We start from the raw sequence: 20,570 nt of genomic DNA on the forward strand, positions 1-20,570 counted from the left end.
CTCTCCTCAGGAGTTTCTCCCTTGGATAAGGCATTTTTATCCGAAAACTACGCTTCCGCCGTCAAAAACTTCTTTCAAAGCCATGAGGTCACATAAAAGCTCCTCATCTTTAATCTCACTTGCGCATTCTTCAATTATTTCGCTTATCTTGCTTATGTATTTTTCATCAAGAATAAACCAATCATTATAGGTAGTCTTTACAGCCTCAGTGTTATGAAGAAGATAGCTTTTCTTTGAGAGAACTTCTGAGATTTGCATCAGCCTTTCAATTGTTGTAAACCAGTATTTTCTGTTGCCGAGACTATAATAAACCACCATTTTAAACTCTCCTCTAAGCCCGGGCATTAGCCCGGGCTAATACTATACCCTTGCCTTGTAATGCGTATGCAACAATGCTTCACTTACTTCACTTAAAGGATGATGAGCAAACTCAGAGTAAAACCTTTTTATCATCGGGTTTTCATGGGATGCGGCCATTTTAAATTTCTCTCTTGATATAACGTCATCCTTATACTGCCCGGACTGTCTTGCTTTTATGAGTTTAAGTCTTTCTTTTCCGACCTTTGTCTCAAAAAAGTTTTTCTCTGCTGTATCACCAGCAAAAGATGGCTTTGTAAAGGAAAGGCTGATAATTCCAGCACCTGCTAATTTTAGAAAAGACCTTCTTGTAAGCTTTCTGATTTTCATAGTTTGCCTCCTTCAAAGTTTTTTACAAGAGAATAAAAAAGCTGGTCTAAGAGAGAAAGTTCAATTGGATGAACTGGCTGTCCACCTCCGTTAATACAGCCACCAGGACAGTTCATTACCTCTATGAAGTGATAGGGGCTTTTACCTGCTAAAACTTCTTCAACAATTGGCTTCAGATGTGCTGCATCTGTTCCTATGCCATTTACTACACAGACCTTGACCTGAAGTTCTTTTGTTCCGAAAGCCTTCTGATATTCTTCTCTTAGAGGAACAGGAATAGTTGCTGAGACAACAGGTTTTGTAAAACCTCTCACACCTTCAAAATCCCATTTAGGACTCATTGCCTGTGGCTCCTGCCCGGAGAGAACATGAAAGGCAAATCTTACAGCTGCTTCCATAACTCCACCGCTTGTGCCAAATATAGTAGCACCACCTGAGTAAAATTTGAACATCTCAGGTTTTCTGCTTGCATCCTCAGACATTTTCATTGGGTCTATGTTCATACGCTTTAGAAGTTCTGCAAGGTCTCTTGTTGTTAGAACTGCATCCACATCTCTCATACCTGACTTCTTTAAATACTTTCCTGCAGAATCAAATTCAGGACGGGAGGCTTCAAATATTTTTGCTGTACAGGGCATTACTCCAACGGTGAAAATATTCTCAGGTTTCGCTCCCCAAAGCTTTGCACCGTAGGTCTTTGCTGTTGCTCCTGCCATCTGCTGGGGTGATTTGGCTGAAGAAAGGTAGGGAATAAGTTTTGGATAGAAAACTTCTACATATCTTACCCATGCGGGACAGCAGGAAGTAAACTGTGGTAGGGGATGATGAGAGAACTCTTTGATATCAAGAGTTATTTTTTTCCCCCAGAGTTCAACAGGTAACTGTTTAAGCCCTGCATGGGCTGCTACTTTTGCAAGTAACTCTGTGCCTTCCTCAAGAATTGTCTGGTCAGCGGCAAAGTTGTTGTCATAGATTAAAAAACCTGCTTTTTCCAAAGCAGCCCATAGTCTTCCCACTGTAAGTGTGCCTGGCTCAGCACCAAACTCTTCTCCAATGGCAACTCTCACAGCCGGAGCAATAATTGCAACAACCTTAGTTTTTTTGTCTTTAAGTTTTGCCATTACCACATCAACAAAGCTCATCTGTTCAACTGCACCAAAAGGACAGTTAAGCAGGCACTGACCACAGTTGATACATTTGTCAAGGTCAATGCTGTGTTTGTCTCCGAAGGAGCCTTTTACTGCTCCTGCAGGACAAACACTGCTACAGGTATGACAGCCAACACAATTACCCTCGTTGATTTTGATTATTCCTCTTAGCTCTCCTGCTCTGTAAGTTCCTGTCTGTGACTTCACTGCACCGTTACCCTTGAATGTGTTTACTTTTCTTACCATACAACCCCCCTTTATTAGTTATTTTTTTCCTCTCGGTGTGTAATGAGTGTGAAGTAACTCATGTGATAGATGACCGAGAGGTTCCTTAAGGAATTCTTTGTAGATTGCCTGAATTTCAGGATTTTCATGACTTTTTCTGAGAGGCATCTTTCTATCTCTTTCATAAATTCCAGCAATTCGCATCTCCCTCTTTTCAACAGTTGTGGGAATAGGCTGTCCGCCGCCACCAATACATCCACCAGGACAGGTCATAACTTCAATAAAATGATAATCCTTGAGCTCACCTCCTCTTACCTTTTCTATAAGTTGTCTTGCTGCACCAAGGGAGTGAGCAACGAGAACTTTCACTGTTAATCCATTCATGCTCACAGAAGCTTCTTTAATATCTTTCATTCCTCTTACATCTTCAAAGTCAAGCTTCTGAAGGGTTTTGCCTGTCACCACCTCATAGGCTGTTCTTAAGGCGGCTTCCATAACTCCACCTGTTGCTCCAAATATCTGGGCTGCACCTGTTCCTTCTCCCATAACAGGGTCATAGGCTGAGTCTGGCAGTTTGGCAAAATCAATCCCTGCTTCACGTATCATTCTTATTAGTTCTCTTGATGTAAGAACTACATCTACATCCCTTGAGATATTGGGATTTTTCCAGAATTTTGCCGCTGCGTTCATCTCAGGTCTGGCTGCTTCATATTTTTTAGCTGTGCATGGCATTATTGAGACAACAAAGATATCTTCAGGAGAAATGCCTTTTTTCTGGGCATAATAGGTTTTTGCTATTGGACCGAGCATTTGTTGAGGAGACTTACAACTTGAAATATGAGGAATCAGGTCAGGGTAAAACTCCTCAAGAAACTTAATCCATCCAGGAGAACATGATGTAAACTGAGGCAGCACTCCTCCGTTTTTAATTCTGTGGATAAGCTCGTATCCCTCTTCCATTATGGTGAGGTCTGCAGACCAGTTTGTATCAAAGACTGCATCAAATCCAATTCTTTTGAGTGCACTGACCATTTTACCGGTAATATCTGTTCCAACAGGTAAGCCAAAGGCTTCACCTATGCTGACGTGGGTTGCCGGTGCGGTCTGAACAACTACGTGTTTCTTCGGGTCTGCAATTGCTTCCCATACCTTCCATGTATCATCCCTTTCAACAATAGCAGCAGTGGGACAGACAAGGGCACACTGTCCGCAGGCAACACATTGAGTTTCAATAATTGGCTTTCCACCTAAGGGACGAACTACCGCATCATAGCCATTTCCGTAGAGTTCAAGGATATCAACGGACTGAAGAACCTTGCATGCAGTTATACATCGCTGACATATGATACACTTGTTAGGATTTCTAACTATTGATGGAGATGAGTCATCAATTGGCAAATCTTTTTTCTCACCCTGCGGTCTTATCTGTCTTACATTAAGCTCTGCACAAACTGCCTGAAGTTCACATATGCCGTTTTTCGGACAGGTTGGACAGTCAAGATGATGTTCACTCAGCATCATTTCAAGATTTAGCTTTCGGGCAGCTAAAATCTTAGGAGTATTGGTTCTTATGACCATGCCTTCTTGAACAGGCGTATTACAGGATGAAACAAAATCTCCCTTTCCCTCTACTTCTACTACACAGACCCTGCAAGCTCCTATATCGTGTTTGATATGCCTTAATCCGACATGGTCAAGAAAACAGAGAGTTGGAATTTTCACGCCTACCTGTTCAGATGCTTTAAGTATAGTAGTTCCCTCTGGCACAGTGACCTTTTGTCCATCAATTGTGATTGTTACGTTAGCCATATTTATCCTCCTCAGAAATTATTTAAGCATTACTGTCTGCCAGCCTGGATTGGCTGGAATACTATGACCACAGCTTCCTTTCAAGTGAGCCTCTATATCGCTTTTGCAGTGTTGAAGAGCAAATTTGACTGCTTTTCCTGCCATTAATCCAAGGTCACATTTGCTTGATGCTCCAATATCATCTGCAAAGTATTCTAAAAGAGAGAGTTCTCGTGTAGATATGGAACCGTCAAAAATCTTTTTTACCATCTCTTGCATTCTCTTCGTGCCTATTCTGCAAGGAATGCACTCTGCACAGGAGTTTTCTTGGGCGTAGCTCAGGAAAAAGTCAATCATCTCAGCCATGCATTTGTCTTCCTCCCAGAATAGTTTTCCTGCGGAGCCAACGGTTGCTACAGTACGCGAAAGAGTCTGCCAGTCAATATCAACAGGAGTTTTGAGAGATAGAGGACCGAGGCTTTGAATCTTTTCAACAAATTCCTTTGCTACCTGAGAAAACTTAAGCCCTTCTGAACCAGAAATCCATTCAAGTCTTACTCTTTGTTTCGGAATTCCAATTACTTCAAGAAATCTTGTGAGAAGATTAAATCTTCGGTTTGCATAATAGTTTCCTGTTTTGTAATGACAGTCTCCGGGATGACATCCTGCAACTAATACACCATCTGCACCTGACAGAAAGGCTTTAATTACAAACTCTGGCTCAACTCGTCCTGAACAGGGAACTCTAACAGGATACAAGTAGGGTGGATAACTATACCTTAAAGAACCTGCCATATCCGCTCCTGCATAGCTACACCAATGACATAAAAAGGCAATAACCTTAGGCTTGAAGCCCTGCTCCATAGCAAAACCTCCTAAAAATTTTTTAGTTTTTTGCTTTCTTAGCTTTTAGCCAGCCTTCGGGCAGGCAGGTTCAGTTGAATTTTTTAGGGCTTCAGCCCTTGTAAGCCTTCCTGGCGGGTTAGTTGATAGATATTTTAAATTTGTTAACAACAAACATATCACAAAATTTTTATTTTGTCAAGACCCTAAAATGCCTTATAAAAAATCTAACAGAAATAAAGACTCTGGAGACTGATATAATTAAGTTTAGATTTTCTAAAGCTTTTTTACTGTATTATGAATCTCAAGCAAAGTTAAGATGAGATTTTTAAAATCTTTCAAAGGAATCATATTGGGTCCATCACATAGAGCCTTTTCTGGTTCAGGATGGACCTCAAAAAATAGTCCATCAACTCCGCAAGCAACAGCTGCTCTGCTCAAATAGGGAATGAATTCTCTCTGCCCTGATGAGCATGTTCCAGCTCCGCCAGGGAGTTGAACAGAGTGTGTAGCATCAAAAACTACAAAAACTCCCATAGAACGAATTATTGGAAAACTTCTAAAATCAACAACAAGATTATTATAACCAAAGCTTGTGCCTCTTTCTGTAATTATTATTTTTTCATTTCCTGTGGATTTAATCTTTTCAATTATATTTTTCACATCCCAAGGTGCAAGAAACTGTCCTTTCTTAACATTTACAGGCTTTCCTGTTTTAGCAACTTCCACAATGATATCTGTCTGTCTGCATAAAAAAGCAGGAATTTGAATAATGTCAAGAAAATCTTTTGCAATCTGTACCTCTTCTACTGAATGAACATCACTCAGAACAGGCACTTCAAATTCTTTTTTAACCTTATTTAATATTTCAAGTCCCTTTTTTATTCCAGGACCTCTGTATGAGTTGATAGATGAACGATTTGCTTTATCATAAGAAGACTTAAATATAAAAGGAATTTTTAGATTTTGGGAAATCTCTTTCAAAGCAAAAGCGGTTTTAAATACAATTTCTTCACTCTCTATAACACAGGGACCGGCTATAAGAAAAAGCTCATTTTTTTGTATTCGTGTGTTATTAATAGAAAAAGTCATTTTTTCTGTTGCAATTCAAAAGCTTTTTTAGCAGCCTCAGCAGCACGCTTTGCTTCTTCAGCTGCTCTCTTTGCCTCTTCTGCTGCTTTTTTAGCTTCTTCGGTGTCTTTTTCTTCTTTCTGTTTTTCTTCTTTTATCTCAATTTTCTTAACAGTTGGTGGGATTATATCAAGCTTATAATTATTCTTATCTTCAGAGGGAATACCTCTGTCACTTGTTGTTACAATATAACCTGAGTTTCTATCAGAAATCCATAACCTGCCATCAATCCACACCATTCCTGCTGGATAGGAGATATATCTGGAAGGAAGCACTTCTTCCACAACTTTACCAGTTATACTATCAAGTTTAACAATTTTTACATTATCTGAAGATGTTGATGGTTTATTAAAATTTATACCAGCAATAATCAAATATTTACCGTCCCATGTAATTGCGGTTGGTATTGGTACAGGGGAAAGATATTCTGATAGAATAGAGCCATCTTCTGTTGAAACTTTATATATTTTATTTCTTTTTGAATCAGCAATCCATAAATGGTTTTCTTTAAAAGCTATGTCTTCTGGATAAATTGAAGTCAGTGAAATTTTTCTTATAACTTCTCCCTGTGGTGTGATTTTTAAAATTCTTTTATTTGCTGCATCAGCAACCCATATAAATCCTGTATTTCCTGATGTTTGTTGCCATGCAATCCCTGTTATATACGGTGGATTTTCTTTTGAAGTTATTGTTACAGGATAATTATTAAAAAAATAATTGCCTTCATAACCAATAATAGAACCAGCTGTTGCTGTATCAATTTCATCTAAAAAAACAATTATTCCCTCTTTTGCTACTATAAGGTTTTTACCATCCCATGTAATTGCTGAAACTCCTGAAGGAATTGATTCTCCAACTCCTGCTATATCCATTTTTACCTGTTCTGTGCACCCTGCAGAAATTATTAACAATATTAATATGGTTAAATATTTTCGCATATTGCCTCCTCATTCAACTATTTCAATAGTTCAAACCTATTATACAACCTTTTATTACCTCAAGCAACCTTTCAAGATTTTCCTCTGATATAACCAGTGGAGGCATTATCACAATAACATCTCCAAGAGGTCTTAGCCATACTCCGTATTTCCTTGCAGATTTAACAATTTTCCAGCCAGTCTGCTCAAAATAGGGGAATGATTCTTTATTTTTTTTATCTTTTACAATCTCAACTCCTGCAATCATTCCCTTTTGACGAACATCTCCTACATAAGGAAGTTGAGCTATCTCTAAAAGTTTATTTTTCAAAAGTTCAATTTTTGGTAAAAGTTTCTCAACAGTCTTTTCTTTTTCAAATATTTCAAGATTTGCCAGCGCTGCAGCGCAGGCTAAGGGATTTCCTGTATAAGAATGACCATGATAAAAAGTTTTTTTCTCTTCAAGCTCACCGATGAATGCATTGAAGATTTTTTCATTAACTGCAGTAATAGCTAATGGCATATAACCATTAGTTATTCCTTTACTTAGGCATATAATATCTGGACTTACTTTTTCATGTTCACAGGCAAACATTTTACCAGTTCTGCCAAAACCTGTAGCAACTTCATCAGCAATAAGAAGAATGTTATATTTATTACAAAGTTCTCTTAATCCTTTCAAATAACCTTCTGGCCAGACAATTATTCCACCCGCACACTGAACAAGGGGCTCAACAATGACTGCTATAACCTTTTCTTGGTTTTGGGCAATAATCTTTTCCATTTCATTGAGGCAGCCAAGTTCGCAGGCAGGATATGTATGATTAAGCTCACATCTGTAACAGTATGGTGCTGGTGCTTGAATGGATTTGTTTAAAAGGGGTTTGTAGACCTCATGAAATAGTTCTACTCCGCCAACACTAACTGCTCCTATTGTATCTCCGTGATAGGCTTCCTTAAGACTTACAAATGTGTCTTTACCTTTTATTCCCTGATTAATCCAATATTGATAGGCAATCTTCATGGCAATCTCAACAGCTGTTGAGCCATTGTCAGAGTAAAATATTTTAGTTAATGGCACGCCGTTTTCAGTGAGTAAGTCTGCGATTTTTTTTGCAAGTACTATACTTGGCTCATTACAGGCACCAAGCAAAGTTGAGTGAGCAAGCTTGTCTATTTGACTCTTTAATGCTTCATCTATCTCCTGTCTTCTATGTCCATGAATATTTACCCAAAGAGAAGACACTCCATCAAGATACCATTTACCATCAATGTCCTTAAGAAAACAGTCTCTGCCTTCTATAAAAATTGTTGGTTCATCATCAAGCCAATTTTTCATTTGAGTAAAAGGATGCCAAATATATTTTTTATCCCATTCAATAAGAATAGTCTTATTCATCATTCCTCCTTCATTGACTTTTCACTTTTTTATTATAAAATATATAAAATTATTTTTTTGGAGGATAATATGAAAATTGGAATACTTATTTCAAACAATGACGCAGAAACTCTATGGAATGCCTTCCGTTTTGGAATTCTTTGCTTAAATATGGATTATGAAAATGAAGTAACCATATTCCTTAACTCAAAGGCAACAGCTTATGAAGATGCTGATTCTGAAAAATTCAATATCAAAGAGTTAGTTAAAAGTTTTGCACTTGGCGGTGGAAAAATTATAGGTTGTCAAAAAAGCATGGGGATGAGAGGACTTGAAGGAAATGAGATTTGTCAAAAAGGTGGGCAGAAAGATTTATATGAACTGATGGTTAAAAGTGATAAGTTTATCTGTTTTTGACGTTTATAATTTTTCAGCTAAACTATAAAGGTATGTCTGAAACTCCTGAGATGATAAATTTTCAGGAATATTCTCATTTATCAACATTGCTCTAAGCATTTTTCTTAATAACTCTGAGGGAGCAAACTTCTCTATCTTTTCACCTAACTGCTGAGAGTAGTTATGTATCAAAAAAGACTCTGTATACCAGAGGTCTTCATTGAGAGGTTTTATCTGCTGACATAGAAGATTTTTAATTGTTTCAGGAGTAGCATTATTTTCAATAACTATTGCTCTGATATCATTGTTAAGAGTCTGAAGTCCCTTCACTGCCGGGTTCTGTCCAAGTCTGTGCCTTCCTTTTGTAATTGGAGAAAATTTTGTAAGATTCACACCCGAGCAGTAAATGTGTTTTTGTTTATCAACAGGTCTTATAACAAAATACATGAAATTATTGATATATTCCATTTATTTCCTACCACAAATAGGGCAAGATGGGTCCTTTTGAGCTTTAAAAGTTTTAAAGTCTGCGCTCATACCATCCCAGACAAGAAGTTTGTTTTTTAGAAGTTTACCAATACCTACAAGATATTTTAGCGTCTCTAAAGCCTGTAAAGCGCCTATAACTCCAGGAGTAGCTCCAACAACTGGAAAGGTTTCCTTTGGAGGTGCTTCAGGAAAGAGACATTTAAGACAAGGAGTTTCAGGGGAGTGAATAAAGCTCAGCATTCCCTGAATTCCATAAATTGCACCAAATACAAGGGGTATACCCTTTTTTATAGCAACTTCATTGAGTATATACCTTGTCTCAAGATTATCCATACAGTCAAGAATAATTTGTGAGTCTTCTATAAGCTCAAGGGCATTTGTCTCGGTTATTTTTTCACTAATAGGAATAACCTCAACTTCTGGATTTATTGCAGTGAGAGTTATCTTTGCTGATAGTGCTTTATTTATACCAATTCGTGTATGACAGTGAAGTATCTGTCTATTTAGATTGGTGATTTCTACGCTGTCAAAATCACATATAATTATTTTACCAACTCCAGCAACAGCAAGATAGATTGAAACAGGGCTTCCAAGTCCTCCTGCTCCAGCAATAAATACAGTTGAATTTTTAAGTTTTCTTTGTCCTTCCTCTCCCCAACCTTCAATAAGCATTTGACGGCTATATCTTAAGAAATCCATCCAATAACCTCCTTCATTCCCTTAAGGGTTTCTCCAGCAACTTTTCTTGCTTTTTTAGAACCTTCTTGGGCAATTTCTATAAGAAGTGAAGGATTGTCTATCAGTTTTTGTCTTTTTTCCCATATTGGTTTAAGTGTATCAATAACATGGTTTATTAGTATTTTCTTACAATCAATACATCCAATTGATGCCGTGGTACAGCCACTGGTTACCTCTTTCCTTTCTTCTTCTGTTGAAAATATTTTATGTAAATCAAAAACAGGGCATTTTTGAGGGTCTCCTTTGTCTGTTCTTCTTTTACGAGCAGGGTCTGTAACCATAGTTCTTATTTTTTCATTAACTGTTTTTTCATCATCGCTAAGATAAATAGCATTACCATAACTTTTAGACATTTTTCTCCCATCCACACCGGGTACTTTGGGAAACTCTGTGAGTAGTGCCTCAGGTTCAGGGAAAAACTCTTTTCCATAAAGATAGTTAAATCTTCTTGCAATTTCACGAGAAATCTCAAGATGAGGAACTTGGTCAACTCCAACAGGAACATATTTTGCTCTGTAAATGATAATATCAGCTGTTTGAAGCACAGGATATCCTAAGAAGCCATAAGTGTCAAGATCTTTATCTTTAATCTGCTCTTTTTTTTCTTTATAGGTAGGAACCCTTTCAAGCCATCCAAGTGGTGTTATCATGCTTAAAAAAATATGAAGTTCTGCGTGTTCCGGAACTTGAGACTGTATGAATATAGTTGATTTTTCAGGATCAAGTCCCGCAGAAATAAAATTCATAAGAAGGTCAACAGTATATTCCTTTATCTGTGACGGATTGCCATAGCCTGTGGTTAAAGCATGCCAGTCAGCAACAAAAAAGTAGCATTCATATTGAGTCTGAATTTTCACCCAGTTTGAAAGTGCACCTATAAGATTCCCAAGATGAAGTGGTCCGCTTGGCTGCATTCCACTTAATACTTTATCCATTAAAGCCTCCTAAAAAAGTGAAAGTATTTTAAAGAAAAATTTTACTAAAGGCCATACAAAAACGCTGGTCAATCCTGTAATAATCATAAATATAACAATTAACGAACCAAAAGGCTCAATTTTTTCCATTAGTTGAGAATATTTTAGAGGTAATACTCCCATCAAAATTCTTCCACCATCAAGCGGTGGGATAGGAATTAGATTGAATGCTGCCAGAATAATATTAATCATAATTGTTGCTTTAAGAATCACAACAAGAGGGTCAAAAATAAACCCCGGGATGACTCCCATAAACGGTAATAAAATCCACTTAATTATTATTGTGCAAAATATTGCTACAACAAGATTTGCAAATGGTCCAGCTGCTGCACACAGAGCCATGCCACTTCTTGGATTTTTGAAGTTGTAGGGATTTACAGGAACAGGTTTTGCGTATCCAAAAACCCATTGACCATTTGTAAGAATTAGAAGCATAAATGGCATTATTATTGTTCCGAAGAGATCTATATGAGATACAGGATTGAGAGTTAGTCTTCCAGAAAGCTTTGCTGTATTGTCACCAAGTTTGTATGCTACCCATCCATGCGCAAGCTCATGAAATACTATTGCAATCAATATGGCTGGTGCTGAAATTATTATCTGCCTGAAAATTCCTGTGAAATCCATTATTTTATCCTTATCATTACTTCATCTGGGTTGACCATGTCACCCTCTTTTATATAAATTTCTTCAACTGTCCCATCAATAGGGGAGTGAATTTCGTTTTCCATTTTCATTGCTTCAACTATCACCACTGTGTCACCTGCGCTGACTATGTCACCTTTCTTAACTTTAATTTTTACTACAGTGCCCGGCATTGGTGAAGTAATATCCCCAGGTTCTGAAGGTCTCGATCTGACAGATTCTTTTGGTTTAATCTCCACTTTACCTTCCTCACTTGGCACAATTTCCTGAAGAGGTTCAACAATAACTTCCACAAGTTGGTTATTGATGTAAAGGAAATAGGGTCTTTTGCCATCAACTTTATGCCCTTTACCTCCAACTTTAACATGATAAGATTCACCGTATAAATTTATAACAAATTCTGTTGGCGCAAGAGATGTGGCAGCGGGTTTTGCTTCCTCTTTTTTTGAAACTGGAATTTCTTCTTTAATTCCCTTTTCTTTTGCTTCAAGGAATTCAAGATATATTTTAGGGAAAAGACAATAACTAAGAACATCCTCATCAGAATGGGCTTTATCTTTTAACTCAGTTTTAGCTTTTTCAAACTCTGGCTCAAGCAAATCAGCAGGTCTACAGGTAATGAATTCTTCTTCTCCAAGAATTTTCTTTCTGATTTCTTCATTTACAGGAACTGGAGGCTTGCCATAAAGTCCCTTAAAGTAATTCTTTGTCTCTGTTGTTACCATCTTGTATCTTTCTCCTGTAAGAACATTCAAAGTTGCCTGAGTTCCAACTATCTGGCTTGAAGGAGTAACTAAAGGAGGATATCCAAAATCTTCTCTTACACGGGGGATTTCCTCCATAACTTCTTTTATCCTATGAAGAGCATTTTGTTCTCTTAGCTGGTTTACAAGGTTGCTTAACATTCCTCCTGGAACTTGATAGACAATAACCTTGGGGTCTGGTCCTATGTATTCGCTTTCAAGAGTTTTATATTTTTTTCTTGTTTCATAAAAATAATCTGCAATCTCGTCAAGAAGTTCCATATTAAATCCAGGGTCTCTTTCAGTTCCTCTGAGTATGTGACATATTGTTTCAAGGGAGGGCTGAGATGTTCCTCCAGCCATTGTAGAGATTGCTGTATCAACAATATCTACTCCTGCTTCTATTGCTTTAATTGTTGTTGCTACAGCCATTCCGGCAGTATCATGGGTATGAAGATGAATGGGCAAATTTATTTCTTCTTTTAGCCTTTTTATCAATTCATAGGCTGTATAAGGATCAAGCAGTCCTGCCATGTCTTTTATGCAGATAATATGAGCTCCCATGTCTCTTAGATTTTTTGCAAGCTTAATAAAGTAGTCAACTGTATAAATCGGTCCAATGGTATAACAAAAAGCTGCTTCTACGGTCCCTCCATACTTAAGAGTTGCTGAAATTGATTTTTCCATGTTTCTAAGGTCATTGAGAGCATCAAATATTCTAAGTATGTCTATACCATTTTCTATTGTTTTCTCAACAAATTTTTCTACAACATCATCAGGATAATGCCTGTATCCAACAAGATTCTGTCCTCTTAGAAGCATTTGAAGCTTTGTATTTTTAACAAGTGCTCTTATTGTTCTTAATCTTTCCCATGGGTCTTCTCTTAAGAATCTTAGACAACTATCAAAAGTTGCTCCGCCCCATACTTCAAGAGAATGAAACCCAACCTGATCCATTTTTTCAGCAATTGGGACTATGTCTTCAAGCTTCATTCTTGTGGCATGAAGACTTTGATGAGCATCCCTGAATGTTGTATCCATAATTTTTACCGGTGACTTAGACATTTTTACACCTCGTCAATTTATTTAAACTCTACTATGAGCGACAATAGCAGCGGATAAAATTACTGCCAGGTCAAAGGGGTCTTTTTCTTCCGTATAAAGAAGGCTATGGAGTTTTTCTTCTATGTATTTTGTGCTGAAGTTGCCCTTACGGAAGTCTTCATCTTCCATGATTTTTATGTAAAGAGGTATTGTTGTTTTAACACCCCTTATTACGTATTCACTTAAGGCACGGTGCATTCTTCTTACCACTTCATCCCATGTACGACCCCGAGCAACAAGTTTTGCTAAAAGCGAATCATAATAAGGAGGAACATGATATCCTTCGGTTACGTGTCCATCAATTCTGATTCCAAATCCTCCTGGAGAGTAATAGGCAGTAACTATGCCAGTGGAAGGTAAAAAATCATTTAGGGGGTCTTCTGCATTAATTCTACATTGAATTGCATATCCACTGAGGGTTACTTCATATTGCTTTATGTTAAGGGGTTCACCATAGGCAATTTTTATCATGTTTTGCACAAGATCAATTCCAGTGATTTCTTCTGTAATTGTATGTTCTACCTGTATCCTTGTATTCATTTCAAGAAAATAGTAGTTAAGAGATTCATCCACAAGAAACTCTACTGTCCCAACATTGTCATAACCAACTGCATAGGCAAGCTTTTTTGCTGCTTCACCCATTTCACATCTTATTCTCTCTGGAAGCAGTAATGAAGGAGCAATCTCTATTAACTTTTGATGTCTTCTCTGAATTGAGCAATCTCTCTCTCCAAGATGAACCATATTCCCATATTTATCTGCCATAATTTGAATTTCAATATGATGGGGTCTCTCAAGATATTTTTCTATAAAAACCCTCTCATCACCAAAAGCTTTTTTCGCCTCTGACATGGCAATGGGAATTTGCCTTCGGAGAGATTCTTCATCATAGCAAATTCTTAAACCCCTTCCTCCACCACCTGCTGTTGCCTTAATCATCACCGGATAACCAATCTCATCGGCTGACTTGACTGCCTCATCAAGACTATTTAATGGTGGCGTACCAGGTAGTAAAGGGATGCCAAGTTCTTGGGCAATTTTGCGAGCTTCATCTTTGAGTCCCATTTTTCTTATTGCTTTAGAATTAGGACCAATGAAGGTTATTCCTGCCTGAGCACAGGCTTCTGCAAACTGGGGATTTTCTGCTAAAAAGCCATATCCAGGATGTATAGCATCGCATCCTGCATTTTTAGCGAGTTCTACTATTCCATAAATATTGAGATATCCTCTTAGTGGTCCAGGTGTGACAAGATATGCCTCATCAGCCTTTTTTACATATCTTGCTGTTGCATCAGGCTCACAATATATGGCAACTGTACGGATTCCAAGCTCTTTGCAGGCACGTATAATTCTTAATGCTATTTCACCTCTGTTTGCTATCAAAACTTTTTTAAACATTGCTTGCCTCTCAATGGTAAATATAAAAATTTTAAATGAAATCTTAAAATAAATCAATAAATCGCCTTTCCTCAAAAATAATTTCTTAAATATGATGGTAATTTTCACTTGACGATTAAACATTCGTATTTGTTAAACTTTGGCAGAATGATAAAACATTTAGTATTTTTTCTAATATTTTTTGGAAGTTTAAGCTCTGTTTATGCTGAAAATTATTTTCTTCCAAAAACTTTTCTTATCCTACCAGAGGGAAGTAACGTAAAAATTAGATGGATTTTACCACCAGAGCAAAGAAGTAGTATCTCAACTGATAAAATTCATTTTGTGATTGACTATAAAAATGAGCCTTTGGTTATATATGAAAACAAACTTCTTTTTAATCCCTTGAAAGGCTACATCGTTAAGTTGACTCAAACAGTAAAAGATGTAATATGCCTTGACAGTGGCGTCTTACTTTTCTCTGACGGTATAAACATGGGATATCTTGAAATGGAAAGAGACTCTGATATAATCCCCAATGTAAAATTAAAGATGATCGCAAAGTTGCCTTTAGCAGACTCTAAATTATTCAAGGGTGATAATACAGTTTACGCAGCTGGCTTTAACAAAAAGACAAAAAAATATGAAGTCTATCTATTCAATAGACAAAAAAGCCTTTTTCAAAAAATTGCATCCCTTGATGAACCAGTAAATGCTATGAGTGGCAAACAAGAGCATATATTTTTTAGTAATGAGAGACTAATAAAAGAATACAAAAATGGCAGAATTTCTCTAATTTATGAACATCCAAGACAGAAGATTGAGGAACTTTTTTATAATGAAAAGACTGGATTAATCTACAAAACATCAAATGGTGCAGGAATAATAAAGGATAAAGCAGCACTTGAGTTTTTACAGACAGAAAATCCTTTAGTTTTTCTTAAAGGGACGAGTTTATATGTTTTCTTCAGCTCAGTATCAGGATTACTTGAGATTATGAATGTTGATGACTTAAGAAACTTTGCTTTTAAGGTGCAAAAAATTATAGATATTCAGCAAACTTTTTAGGAGGTCTGCCATGAGGCAGAGAATCGTGATTTTACTTACAATTTTTAGCTTTATGCTTCAGCCAACTTTAATTCAAGCAGGAAGTATCCCGATGCCTACAGGAATATCCTGTGAAGGAAGCCAGATGCCTGATGGAACTTATATCCCTAAAGGACAGGTCAGAGAGATAACCTACGGTGGTGTTAAATACAGATGTGTGGGTTGTGGAGGTTGCACTCCGATGAACAGTGGCAATACCCCATCGTATACTCCTTATGTTCCCTCTGCTGGCACTACATCTCAACAAATGGCAATAGGGCTTATGGGCGCCTTTATGAGTGGATTCTTCAGCAGTCTCATGAGTGGAATGTTTGATGATAACGCTAACTATAATGCCCAAAAGCAAAAAGATTATGAGGAGCAGCAAAGAAAACTTCAAGAGGAGAAAAAGAAGCAGGAAGAAAAGAAAAAACAACTACTTGCCCAATATAACTCTTTGCTTTCACAGGCAAAAACTCAAACTCAAAGCCCTCAAAGCAGCAGTTCACCTTTTACATTCCAGACACTTGGCAGTCAACTTACAGCCTTTCAGTGGCAGTCTCCTTCAAGTAATACTTCCCTTAACAGTCAAGATGAAAAATTAGTGACAGCCTCTGATATTAACAGCATTCTTGGCAATGTTATTCAGGAAAAAATAACTGAGAAAATTGAAGAAAAAATTGATGACTATGGAGAAAAGATTGTTGAAAACCTTGATAAAAAATATGGTAAGGAATGGGGTTCAAAATACTATGAAAAGGGCTTGCCTATCATAAAAATCGCAGTAACTGCAAAAACTGAAGGCTCTGTGGCAGCAGGTGCTGAAACTATTAACTACGGTATTTCTATTATTCCCATGCCAACTCTCTCAGCAGAAGTATCAGATATTGGAAGAAAAATATATACAAAGATTGCTTTCTCTACGATTGACAAATTCCTTACTGAAACAGAAAAAGCTTCTAATGCGCTTGGCTTTAATTTTAATAAAGAAGAATTTATGCAGAGCTTTGAAGATGATATGAATACAGGACAGAAAATCATCTATAAATGGCTTAAAGGAGATTAAAAATGATAGTTATCAGGCTTTTACTTTTTATCCCTATTATCTTTGCACTTATAAGCTGCGAGCCTATAAGAATAACAACAAAAGTAGCACCTTTTGAGGTAGAACCTCCGAAAGAAGTCCCTTCAGTTAAAAAACTTCCATATGAAGCTATTGTTATAGTTGATGATTCAAAAATTTATACTGCAACCGAATACACAGCAGATGTTATCCATACTGTTGAGTTTCCCGCAGGTAACCTTTTAAGACAGGCACTTCCTGTATATTTTGACATGATGTTTAGTAAAACAAAATACGAAAGGAGTCTCTCATCATTAATTCCTTCAAATAGCTTGCTTATACATGCAATTGTTGATAATATTAATTTTTCTGAGCAGTGCTGCGCTCCTACGGTTTTAAATATTAATGCAAGAACACAGTTTGTAATGTATGATAGTGATTTGATAGAGATAGCATTACCAGTTTTTGCTACGGGCTCAGGAAAGATTTCAAAATCGGGACTTTTCTCTACAATTAATGAAAAAGAATATGGTGTAACTGCCTATCAAGCAATACTCAACTCAGTAAAGAATGCCACAGATGCGATTTATGAAGCAGTTAGTAATCCTAAAATTCAGATTTCAGAGGTAAAACAACTTATAAATAAAGAGCCTTCAAACATTCAAGCTTATAGGGTTGTGGCAAATCTGTCGCTTAAAAACAATGATATTCCAGAGGCTCTGGCAGCATCACAAATGCACGTTCAGCTTGCACCAAAAGACCCAAATGGCTATCTGCTTCTTTACAAATGTTACTTAGCTCAGAGAAAGTATAAGGATGCCATTGCCCAGCTTGAGCAAGCAGTATCCTTAGCACCAAAAAGTGCAATTTTATTGATAAAACTCCATGACATTTATATTGAAAGAAGCAAGTATGAAAAAGCAATTGAAGCAGTAAAAAGATATATTGAGCAGAGACCAGATGATCATTACGCTCCACTTAGGCTTGCTTTGCTTTATTTTAAACTTGGTAAATACGATGAGGTAATCAGAATATCAGAAAAAGCCATAAATACACTTTCTTTCTCAGGAATTGGAGCAAGCATAATAAAGAATGAAGGTGAATACACCAAAATTAAATCAATTGAGCTAAATAGCCCTGCTCAGAAAGCAGGACTTAAGCCAAATTATGAAATAGTTGAAGTTGATGGAAAATCAACCCTTGAGATGAGCCTAAATGAAGTAGTTCAGAGTCTTAGAGGACAGGAAGGAACTAATGTAAAACTAAAAATTAAAAAACCAGACTCTGATGAGACTTTCACAGTAGTTCTTATCCGTGAAAAATTCTATGCAAATCCTGTTGTAGCTTCCTACATAAGTCTCATTGCTCTAAGTAGTATTGAACTCAATAATAAAACAAATGCAAAAAAATACATGGAAGAGGCTGAAAAAATCTCACCTCAAGATGACTATTTAAAACTTGCTAAGTCAGCTTTATATTTAAAAGAAATGCAGTATGAAAAGAGTTTAGCTGAAGCAGCTTCAGTAAAAGACAGCGATTATGCTCAACTTCTTCAATCAATAGCCTACGCAAAATTGGGAAAATATGAGGAAAGTATAACTCTTTATAAAAAGACAAAAAAATCCAAAAGCCTCTTAATCTCGGAAAAAACAAAAGGAGACCTCTTTTCTGCCTTATCCCCTTATTTAGCAGAAATTGAAAATAAAGCCATTGAGTATGAAAGAGCAGGACAATATACTCAAGTGATGAAAATGTATGCACAACTACTTGAAATATCCCCTCCTGAGAAAGCTCAATGGATTAGAGGTAGAGTTGCAAGAATTATCTCTCTAAATCCCTCATTGGTGGAACTAAGGGATGAGGCAAGAAAACATTTTCTTAATGCAGAGGTTTTATTCACAAACAATAAGTTTGAGGAAGCAGCAGAAGAACTTGAAAAAGTCTCTCAACTACAGCCTTTTAATCCTCAGATTTACTTTAACAGAGCAATTATCTACGAAAAAATATCAGACTATGCAAAGGCTATTGAAAACATGGAGGTCTATCTTCAGTTAAATCCAAATGCACCAAATGCACAAGCAATAAAGGATCAGATATATAAATGGAGGTTTGTGGTTGAAAAGGAGATTTAGTTCTGCAAATGTTATAATAATTTATGTTTTCAGAGATTGAAAGAAAAATAATAAATGGAGAAAGACTTAACAGACAGGAAGCCCTGTTTCTTTTTAAATCTGAGGATTTGCACAGGATTGGTGAGCTTGCAGAGGAAGTTTCAAAAAAAATTAATCAAAACAGAGTTTATTTCATTGTAAACAGGCATATAAATCCAACAAATATATGTGTAAATCGCTGTCGTTTCTGTGCTTTTTCTCGTTCAAAGGGTGAGCCTGATGCCTATGAGATGAGCATTGATGAGATTATAAAAAACCTTAGGGAAGCTAAACAATCTCTTGACTATCTCAGTGAGGTTCATATTGTCTCAGGGCTTCATCCTGACTGGCAGTTTGAGCATTATTTAGATATAATCCAACAGATAAAAAAAGAATTCCCATCTATTGGAGTAAAGGCATTTACAGCAGTTGAGGTTGATTACTTTTCAAGGATTTCAGGATTAAGTATTGAAGAGACTCTTATTAGGCTCAAAGAGGCAGGAGTTGATATAATGCCAGGAGGTGGTGCTGAAATCTTTAATTCAGATGTAAGAGCTAAGATATGCCCAGAAAAGATATCTGGCGAAAGATGGCTTGAGATTATAAAGACTGCCCATAGTCTTGGCATAAAAACAAACGCAACAATGCTTTACGGACATGTTGAATCCTATGAGGACAGAGTTGATCACCTGTTGAGACTGAGAGAGCTACAGGATGAAACTGGAGGATTTATTGCATTTATTCCCCTTAGTTATCAGCCTGAAAATACACAGATTAAAGTCCCCTATCCATCAGGGATTGATGATTTAAAAACAATTGCAATTTCAAGGCTTGTGCTGGACAATATCCCCCATATTAAAGCTTACTGGATAATGCTCGGTGAAAAACTTGCTCAGCTTGCCCTCCTTTTTGGTGCTGACTGCCTTGAAGGAACAGTGATTGAGGAAAAAATTGCCCATGCTGCAGGTGCTCGTTCAAAAAAGGGAAATACAATTGAAGAGTTGGTTTATCTGATTAAGGAAGTTGGAAAAATTCCTGTAGAAAGAGATAGTTTTTATAATATAAAAAGAACATTTTAATTTAGTTTGGAGGTTTTAAAAATGACTACAATAAGTAAGGACAAAATTAAGGACCTATATTTCATAAATCTCTTATATGAAATACATAGAGTCATGGAAAAAATAAAACTATTTGAGAATAAGTATCAAGTCAAATTTAAAGAATTTGAAAAATTAATAAAGTCTCAAGAAGAAAACTTTACACTTTGGGATGATTATATGGAGTGGAAAGCATACGAGAAAAAACTTCATGAATTGAAAAAAGAGAAAGATAATCTGGATGCTGGAAATTATACATTGTCTTAGAAATAGTAAGATTGTAAAGGAGTTTAGTATCCAAACTTTTGAGACCTTTGAAAAGGGTTTTTTTATAAAGATTAAGGCAATTCTAATTAATGATACAGAACTATTCAATAGAGAATATATAGATAGTGTGGAGAGAAATTACTCCTATCATTGGCAAGATAAAATGGGCAATTTAATCGTAAGATGGGATAATGCATGTCACCATAGAGGTTTGTCTACCTTCCCACATCATGTCCATATCAATAATGAAGTTTTACCAACAGATAAAATTCTATGTAGTGAAATATTAGAAGAAATAGAAAGAAAAATCTTAAAGGCTTAATT

Annotated in this window: 21 protein-coding genes and 1 pseudogene; 7 read left to right on the forward strand and 15 right to left on the reverse strand. The window is 36.6% G+C overall.

What is annotated here, in order from left to right; genetic code table 11:
• Positions 1 to 36: 36 nt before the first annotated feature.
• The 9 genes and pseudogenes from THEYE_RS08515 to bioA form a co-directional block, all read right to left on the reverse strand.
• Positions 37 to 318 (reverse strand): hypothetical protein, encoded by a 282-nt coding sequence (locus THEYE_RS08515; protein ID WP_012544923.1) that lies wholly within the window; start codon positions 316 to 318, stop codon positions 37 to 39.
• Between the two features lie 42 nt (positions 319 to 360).
• The gene (locus THEYE_RS08520) at positions 361 to 687 is read right to left on the reverse strand and encodes an iron hydrogenase small subunit (protein WP_012546035.1); all 327 of its coding nucleotides are present in this window, start codon (positions 685 to 687) and stop codon (positions 361 to 363) included.
• Positions 684 to 2,081 (reverse strand): [Fe-Fe] hydrogenase large subunit C-terminal domain-containing protein, encoded by a 1,398-nt coding sequence (locus tag THEYE_RS08525; RefSeq protein ID WP_012545114.1) that lies wholly within the window; start codon positions 2,079 to 2,081, stop codon positions 684 to 686. Before THEYE_RS08525 ends, THEYE_RS08520 begins: the two co-directional genes overlap by 4 nt.
• A gap of 18 nt (positions 2,082 to 2,099) precedes the next feature.
• Complete coding sequence (locus tag THEYE_RS08530) at positions 2,100 to 3,869, reverse strand: NADH-dependent [FeFe] hydrogenase, group A6 (protein ID WP_012546840.1); 1,770 nt, start codon at positions 3,867 to 3,869, stop codon at positions 2,100 to 2,102.
• Positions 3,870 to 3,887: 18 nt separating this feature from the next.
• Positions 3,888 to 4,214, reverse strand: a complete 327-nt coding sequence (locus THEYE_RS10515) for an NADH-ubiquinone oxidoreductase-F iron-sulfur binding region domain-containing protein (RefSeq protein WP_307722229.1) — start codon at positions 4,212 to 4,214, stop codon at positions 3,888 to 3,890.
• Between the two features lie 90 nt (positions 4,215 to 4,304).
• Positions 4,305 to 4,712, reverse strand: a pseudogene (locus tag THEYE_RS10520) (hydrogenase iron-sulfur subunit); the annotation flags it as partial.
• Positions 4,713 to 4,967: 255 nt separating this feature from the next.
• Positions 4,968 to 5,783, reverse strand: coding sequence for a 3-deoxy-8-phosphooctulonate synthase (gene kdsA, locus THEYE_RS08540; RefSeq protein WP_012545456.1), 816 nt, complete (start codon positions 5,781 to 5,783; stop codon positions 4,968 to 4,970).
• Positions 5,780 to 6,760: an NHL repeat-containing protein gene (locus THEYE_RS08545; RefSeq protein ID WP_012545549.1), complete on the reverse strand. Its 981-nt coding sequence runs from the start codon at positions 6,758 to 6,760 to the stop codon at positions 5,780 to 5,782. Before THEYE_RS08545 ends, kdsA begins: the two co-directional genes overlap by 4 nt.
• 22 nt (positions 6,761 to 6,782) lie before the next feature.
• Entirely contained in the window at positions 6,783 to 8,138 is a 1,356-nt protein-coding gene (gene bioA, locus THEYE_RS08550) for an adenosylmethionine--8-amino-7-oxononanoate transaminase (protein ID WP_012546209.1), read from the reverse strand.
• A 69-nt stretch (positions 8,139 to 8,207) separates the two neighbouring features.
• On the opposite strand from bioA, the gene THEYE_RS08555 reads away from it, so the two are divergent.
• Positions 8,208 to 8,534 (forward strand): DsrE family protein, encoded by a 327-nt coding sequence (locus THEYE_RS08555; protein ID WP_012545882.1) that lies wholly within the window; start codon positions 8,208 to 8,210, stop codon positions 8,532 to 8,534.
• A gap of 3 nt (positions 8,535 to 8,537) precedes the next feature.
• Here THEYE_RS08555 and THEYE_RS08560 read toward each other — a convergent pair whose 3' ends face one another.
• From THEYE_RS08560 to THEYE_RS08585, 6 genes are read right to left on the reverse strand one after another with little or no spacing between them, the layout of a single operon-like run.
• The gene (locus THEYE_RS08560; RefSeq protein WP_012546456.1) at positions 8,538 to 8,981 is read right to left on the reverse strand and encodes a hypothetical protein; all 444 of its coding nucleotides are present in this window, start codon (positions 8,979 to 8,981) and stop codon (positions 8,538 to 8,540) included.
• Positions 8,982 to 9,701 (reverse strand): HesA/MoeB/ThiF family protein, encoded by a 720-nt coding sequence (locus THEYE_RS08565; protein WP_012545472.1) that lies wholly within the window; start codon positions 9,699 to 9,701, stop codon positions 8,982 to 8,984.
• Positions 9,689 to 10,675: a tryptophan--tRNA ligase gene (gene trpS / locus THEYE_RS08570; RefSeq protein WP_012546811.1), complete on the reverse strand. Its 987-nt coding sequence runs from the start codon at positions 10,673 to 10,675 to the stop codon at positions 9,689 to 9,691. The genes THEYE_RS08565 and trpS overlap by 13 nt, the downstream gene beginning before the upstream one ends.
• A gap of 9 nt (positions 10,676 to 10,684) precedes the next feature.
• Positions 10,685 to 11,341, reverse strand: a complete 657-nt coding sequence (locus tag THEYE_RS08575) for a site-2 protease family protein (RefSeq protein WP_012545727.1) — start codon at positions 11,339 to 11,341, stop codon at positions 10,685 to 10,687.
• Entirely contained in the window at positions 11,341 to 13,167 is a 1,827-nt protein-coding gene (oadA, locus tag THEYE_RS08580; protein WP_012545036.1) for a sodium-extruding oxaloacetate decarboxylase subunit alpha, read from the reverse strand. The genes THEYE_RS08575 and oadA overlap by 1 nt, the downstream gene beginning before the upstream one ends.
• Before the next feature lie 21 nt (positions 13,168 to 13,188).
• Positions 13,189 to 14,604, reverse strand: coding sequence for an acetyl-CoA carboxylase biotin carboxylase subunit (locus THEYE_RS08585; RefSeq protein WP_012546372.1), 1,416 nt, complete (start codon positions 14,602 to 14,604; stop codon positions 13,189 to 13,191).
• Between the two features lie 147 nt (positions 14,605 to 14,751).
• On the opposite strand from THEYE_RS08585, the gene THEYE_RS08590 reads away from it, so the two are divergent.
• The 6 genes from THEYE_RS08590 to THEYE_RS08615 are packed head-to-tail and all read left to right on the forward strand — an operon-like array spanning position 14,752 to position 20,568.
• A complete protein-coding gene (locus THEYE_RS08590; RefSeq protein ID WP_012545018.1) occupies positions 14,752 to 15,651 on the forward strand; it encodes a hypothetical protein in 900 nt (299 codons plus the stop codon).
• Between the two features lie 10 nt (positions 15,652 to 15,661).
• Positions 15,662 to 16,735 carry a hypothetical protein gene (locus THEYE_RS08595; RefSeq protein ID WP_012546230.1) on the forward strand — a complete coding sequence of 358 codons (1,074 nt, stop codon included), beginning with the start codon at positions 15,662 to 15,664 and terminating at the stop codon, positions 16,733 to 16,735.
• Between the two features lie 2 nt (positions 16,736 to 16,737).
• Entirely contained in the window at positions 16,738 to 18,864 is a 2,127-nt protein-coding gene (locus THEYE_RS08600; protein WP_012545361.1) for a tetratricopeptide repeat protein, read from the forward strand.
• A 23-nt stretch (positions 18,865 to 18,887) separates the two neighbouring features.
• A complete protein-coding gene (mqnE, locus tag THEYE_RS08605; protein WP_012546001.1) occupies positions 18,888 to 19,961 on the forward strand; it encodes an aminofutalosine synthase MqnE in 1,074 nt (357 codons plus the stop codon).
• A 21-nt stretch (positions 19,962 to 19,982) separates the two neighbouring features.
• On the forward strand, positions 19,983 to 20,246 hold the full coding sequence (locus THEYE_RS08610) for an MJ0235 family protein (RefSeq protein ID WP_012546126.1): 264 nt from the start codon (positions 19,983 to 19,985) through the stop codon (positions 20,244 to 20,246).
• Positions 20,221 to 20,568 (forward strand): toxin-antitoxin system TumE family protein, encoded by a 348-nt coding sequence (locus THEYE_RS08615; protein WP_012546106.1) that lies wholly within the window; start codon positions 20,221 to 20,223, stop codon positions 20,566 to 20,568. The genes THEYE_RS08610 and THEYE_RS08615 overlap by 26 nt, the downstream gene beginning before the upstream one ends.
• Positions 20,569 to 20,570 lie beyond the last annotated feature (2 nt).

It is taken from the genome of Thermodesulfovibrio yellowstonii DSM 11347 (assembly GCF_000020985.1).
In the GTDB taxonomy this organism is placed as follows: domain Bacteria; phylum Nitrospirota; class Thermodesulfovibrionia; order Thermodesulfovibrionales; family Thermodesulfovibrionaceae; genus Thermodesulfovibrio; species Thermodesulfovibrio yellowstonii.

What these genes read in the sequence shown, in the direction of transcription:
- THEYE_RS08565 (WP_012545472.1), bottom strand. Translation starts at nt 9,701, where the DNA reads ATGGATTTCTTAAGATATAGCCGTCAAATGCTTATTGAAGGTTGGGGA.
- THEYE_RS08610 (WP_012546126.1), top strand. Translation starts at nt 19,983, where the DNA reads ATGACTACAATAAGTAAGGACAAAATTAAGGACCTATATTTCATAAAT.
- THEYE_RS08560 (WP_012546456.1), bottom strand. Translation starts at nt 8,981, where the DNA reads ATGGAATATATCAATAATTTCATGTATTTTGTTATAAGACCTGTTGAT.
- kdsA (WP_012545456.1), bottom strand. Translation starts at nt 5,783, where the DNA reads ATGACTTTTTCTATTAATAACACACGAATACAAAAAAATGAGCTTTTT.
- THEYE_RS08585 (WP_012546372.1), bottom strand. Translation starts at nt 14,604, where the DNA reads ATGTTTAAAAAAGTTTTGATAGCAAACAGAGGTGAAATAGCATTAAGA.
- THEYE_RS08515 (WP_012544923.1), bottom strand. Translation starts at nt 318, where the DNA reads ATGGTGGTTTATTATAGTCTCGGCAACAGAAAATACTGGTTTACAACA.
- THEYE_RS08555 (WP_012545882.1), top strand. Translation starts at nt 8,208, where the DNA reads ATGAAAATTGGAATACTTATTTCAAACAATGACGCAGAAACTCTATGG.
- THEYE_RS08530 (WP_012546840.1), bottom strand. Translation starts at nt 3,869, where the DNA reads ATGGCTAACGTAACAATCACAATTGATGGACAAAAGGTCACTGTGCCA.
- THEYE_RS08575 (WP_012545727.1), bottom strand. Translation starts at nt 11,341, where the DNA reads ATGGATTTCACAGGAATTTTCAGGCAGATAATAATTTCAGCACCAGCC.
- THEYE_RS10515 (WP_307722229.1), bottom strand. Translation starts at nt 4,214, where the DNA reads ATGGCTGAGATGATTGACTTTTTCCTGAGCTACGCCCAAGAAAACTCC.
- THEYE_RS08600 (WP_012545361.1), top strand. Translation starts at nt 16,738, where the DNA reads ATGATAGTTATCAGGCTTTTACTTTTTATCCCTATTATCTTTGCACTT.
- THEYE_RS08590 (WP_012545018.1), top strand. Translation starts at nt 14,752, where the DNA reads ATGATAAAACATTTAGTATTTTTTCTAATATTTTTTGGAAGTTTAAGC.
- THEYE_RS08615 (WP_012546106.1), top strand. Translation starts at nt 20,221, where the DNA reads ATGCTGGAAATTATACATTGTCTTAGAAATAGTAAGATTGTAAAGGAG.
- mqnE (WP_012546001.1), top strand. Translation starts at nt 18,888, where the DNA reads ATGTTTTCAGAGATTGAAAGAAAAATAATAAATGGAGAAAGACTTAAC.
- THEYE_RS08525 (WP_012545114.1), bottom strand. Translation starts at nt 2,081, where the DNA reads ATGGTAAGAAAAGTAAACACATTCAAGGGTAACGGTGCAGTGAAGTCA.
- oadA (WP_012545036.1), bottom strand. Translation starts at nt 13,167, where the DNA reads ATGTCTAAGTCACCGGTAAAAATTATGGATACAACATTCAGGGATGCT.
- THEYE_RS08595 (WP_012546230.1), top strand. Translation starts at nt 15,662, where the DNA reads ATGAGGCAGAGAATCGTGATTTTACTTACAATTTTTAGCTTTATGCTT.
- bioA (WP_012546209.1), bottom strand. Translation starts at nt 8,138, where the DNA reads ATGAATAAGACTATTCTTATTGAATGGGATAAAAAATATATTTGGCAT.
- THEYE_RS08520 (WP_012546035.1), bottom strand. Translation starts at nt 687, where the DNA reads ATGAAAATCAGAAAGCTTACAAGAAGGTCTTTTCTAAAATTAGCAGGT.
- trpS (WP_012546811.1), bottom strand. Translation starts at nt 10,675, where the DNA reads ATGGATAAAGTATTAAGTGGAATGCAGCCAAGCGGACCACTTCATCTT.
- THEYE_RS08545 (WP_012545549.1), bottom strand. Translation starts at nt 6,760, where the DNA reads ATGCGAAAATATTTAACCATATTAATATTGTTAATAATTTCTGCAGGG.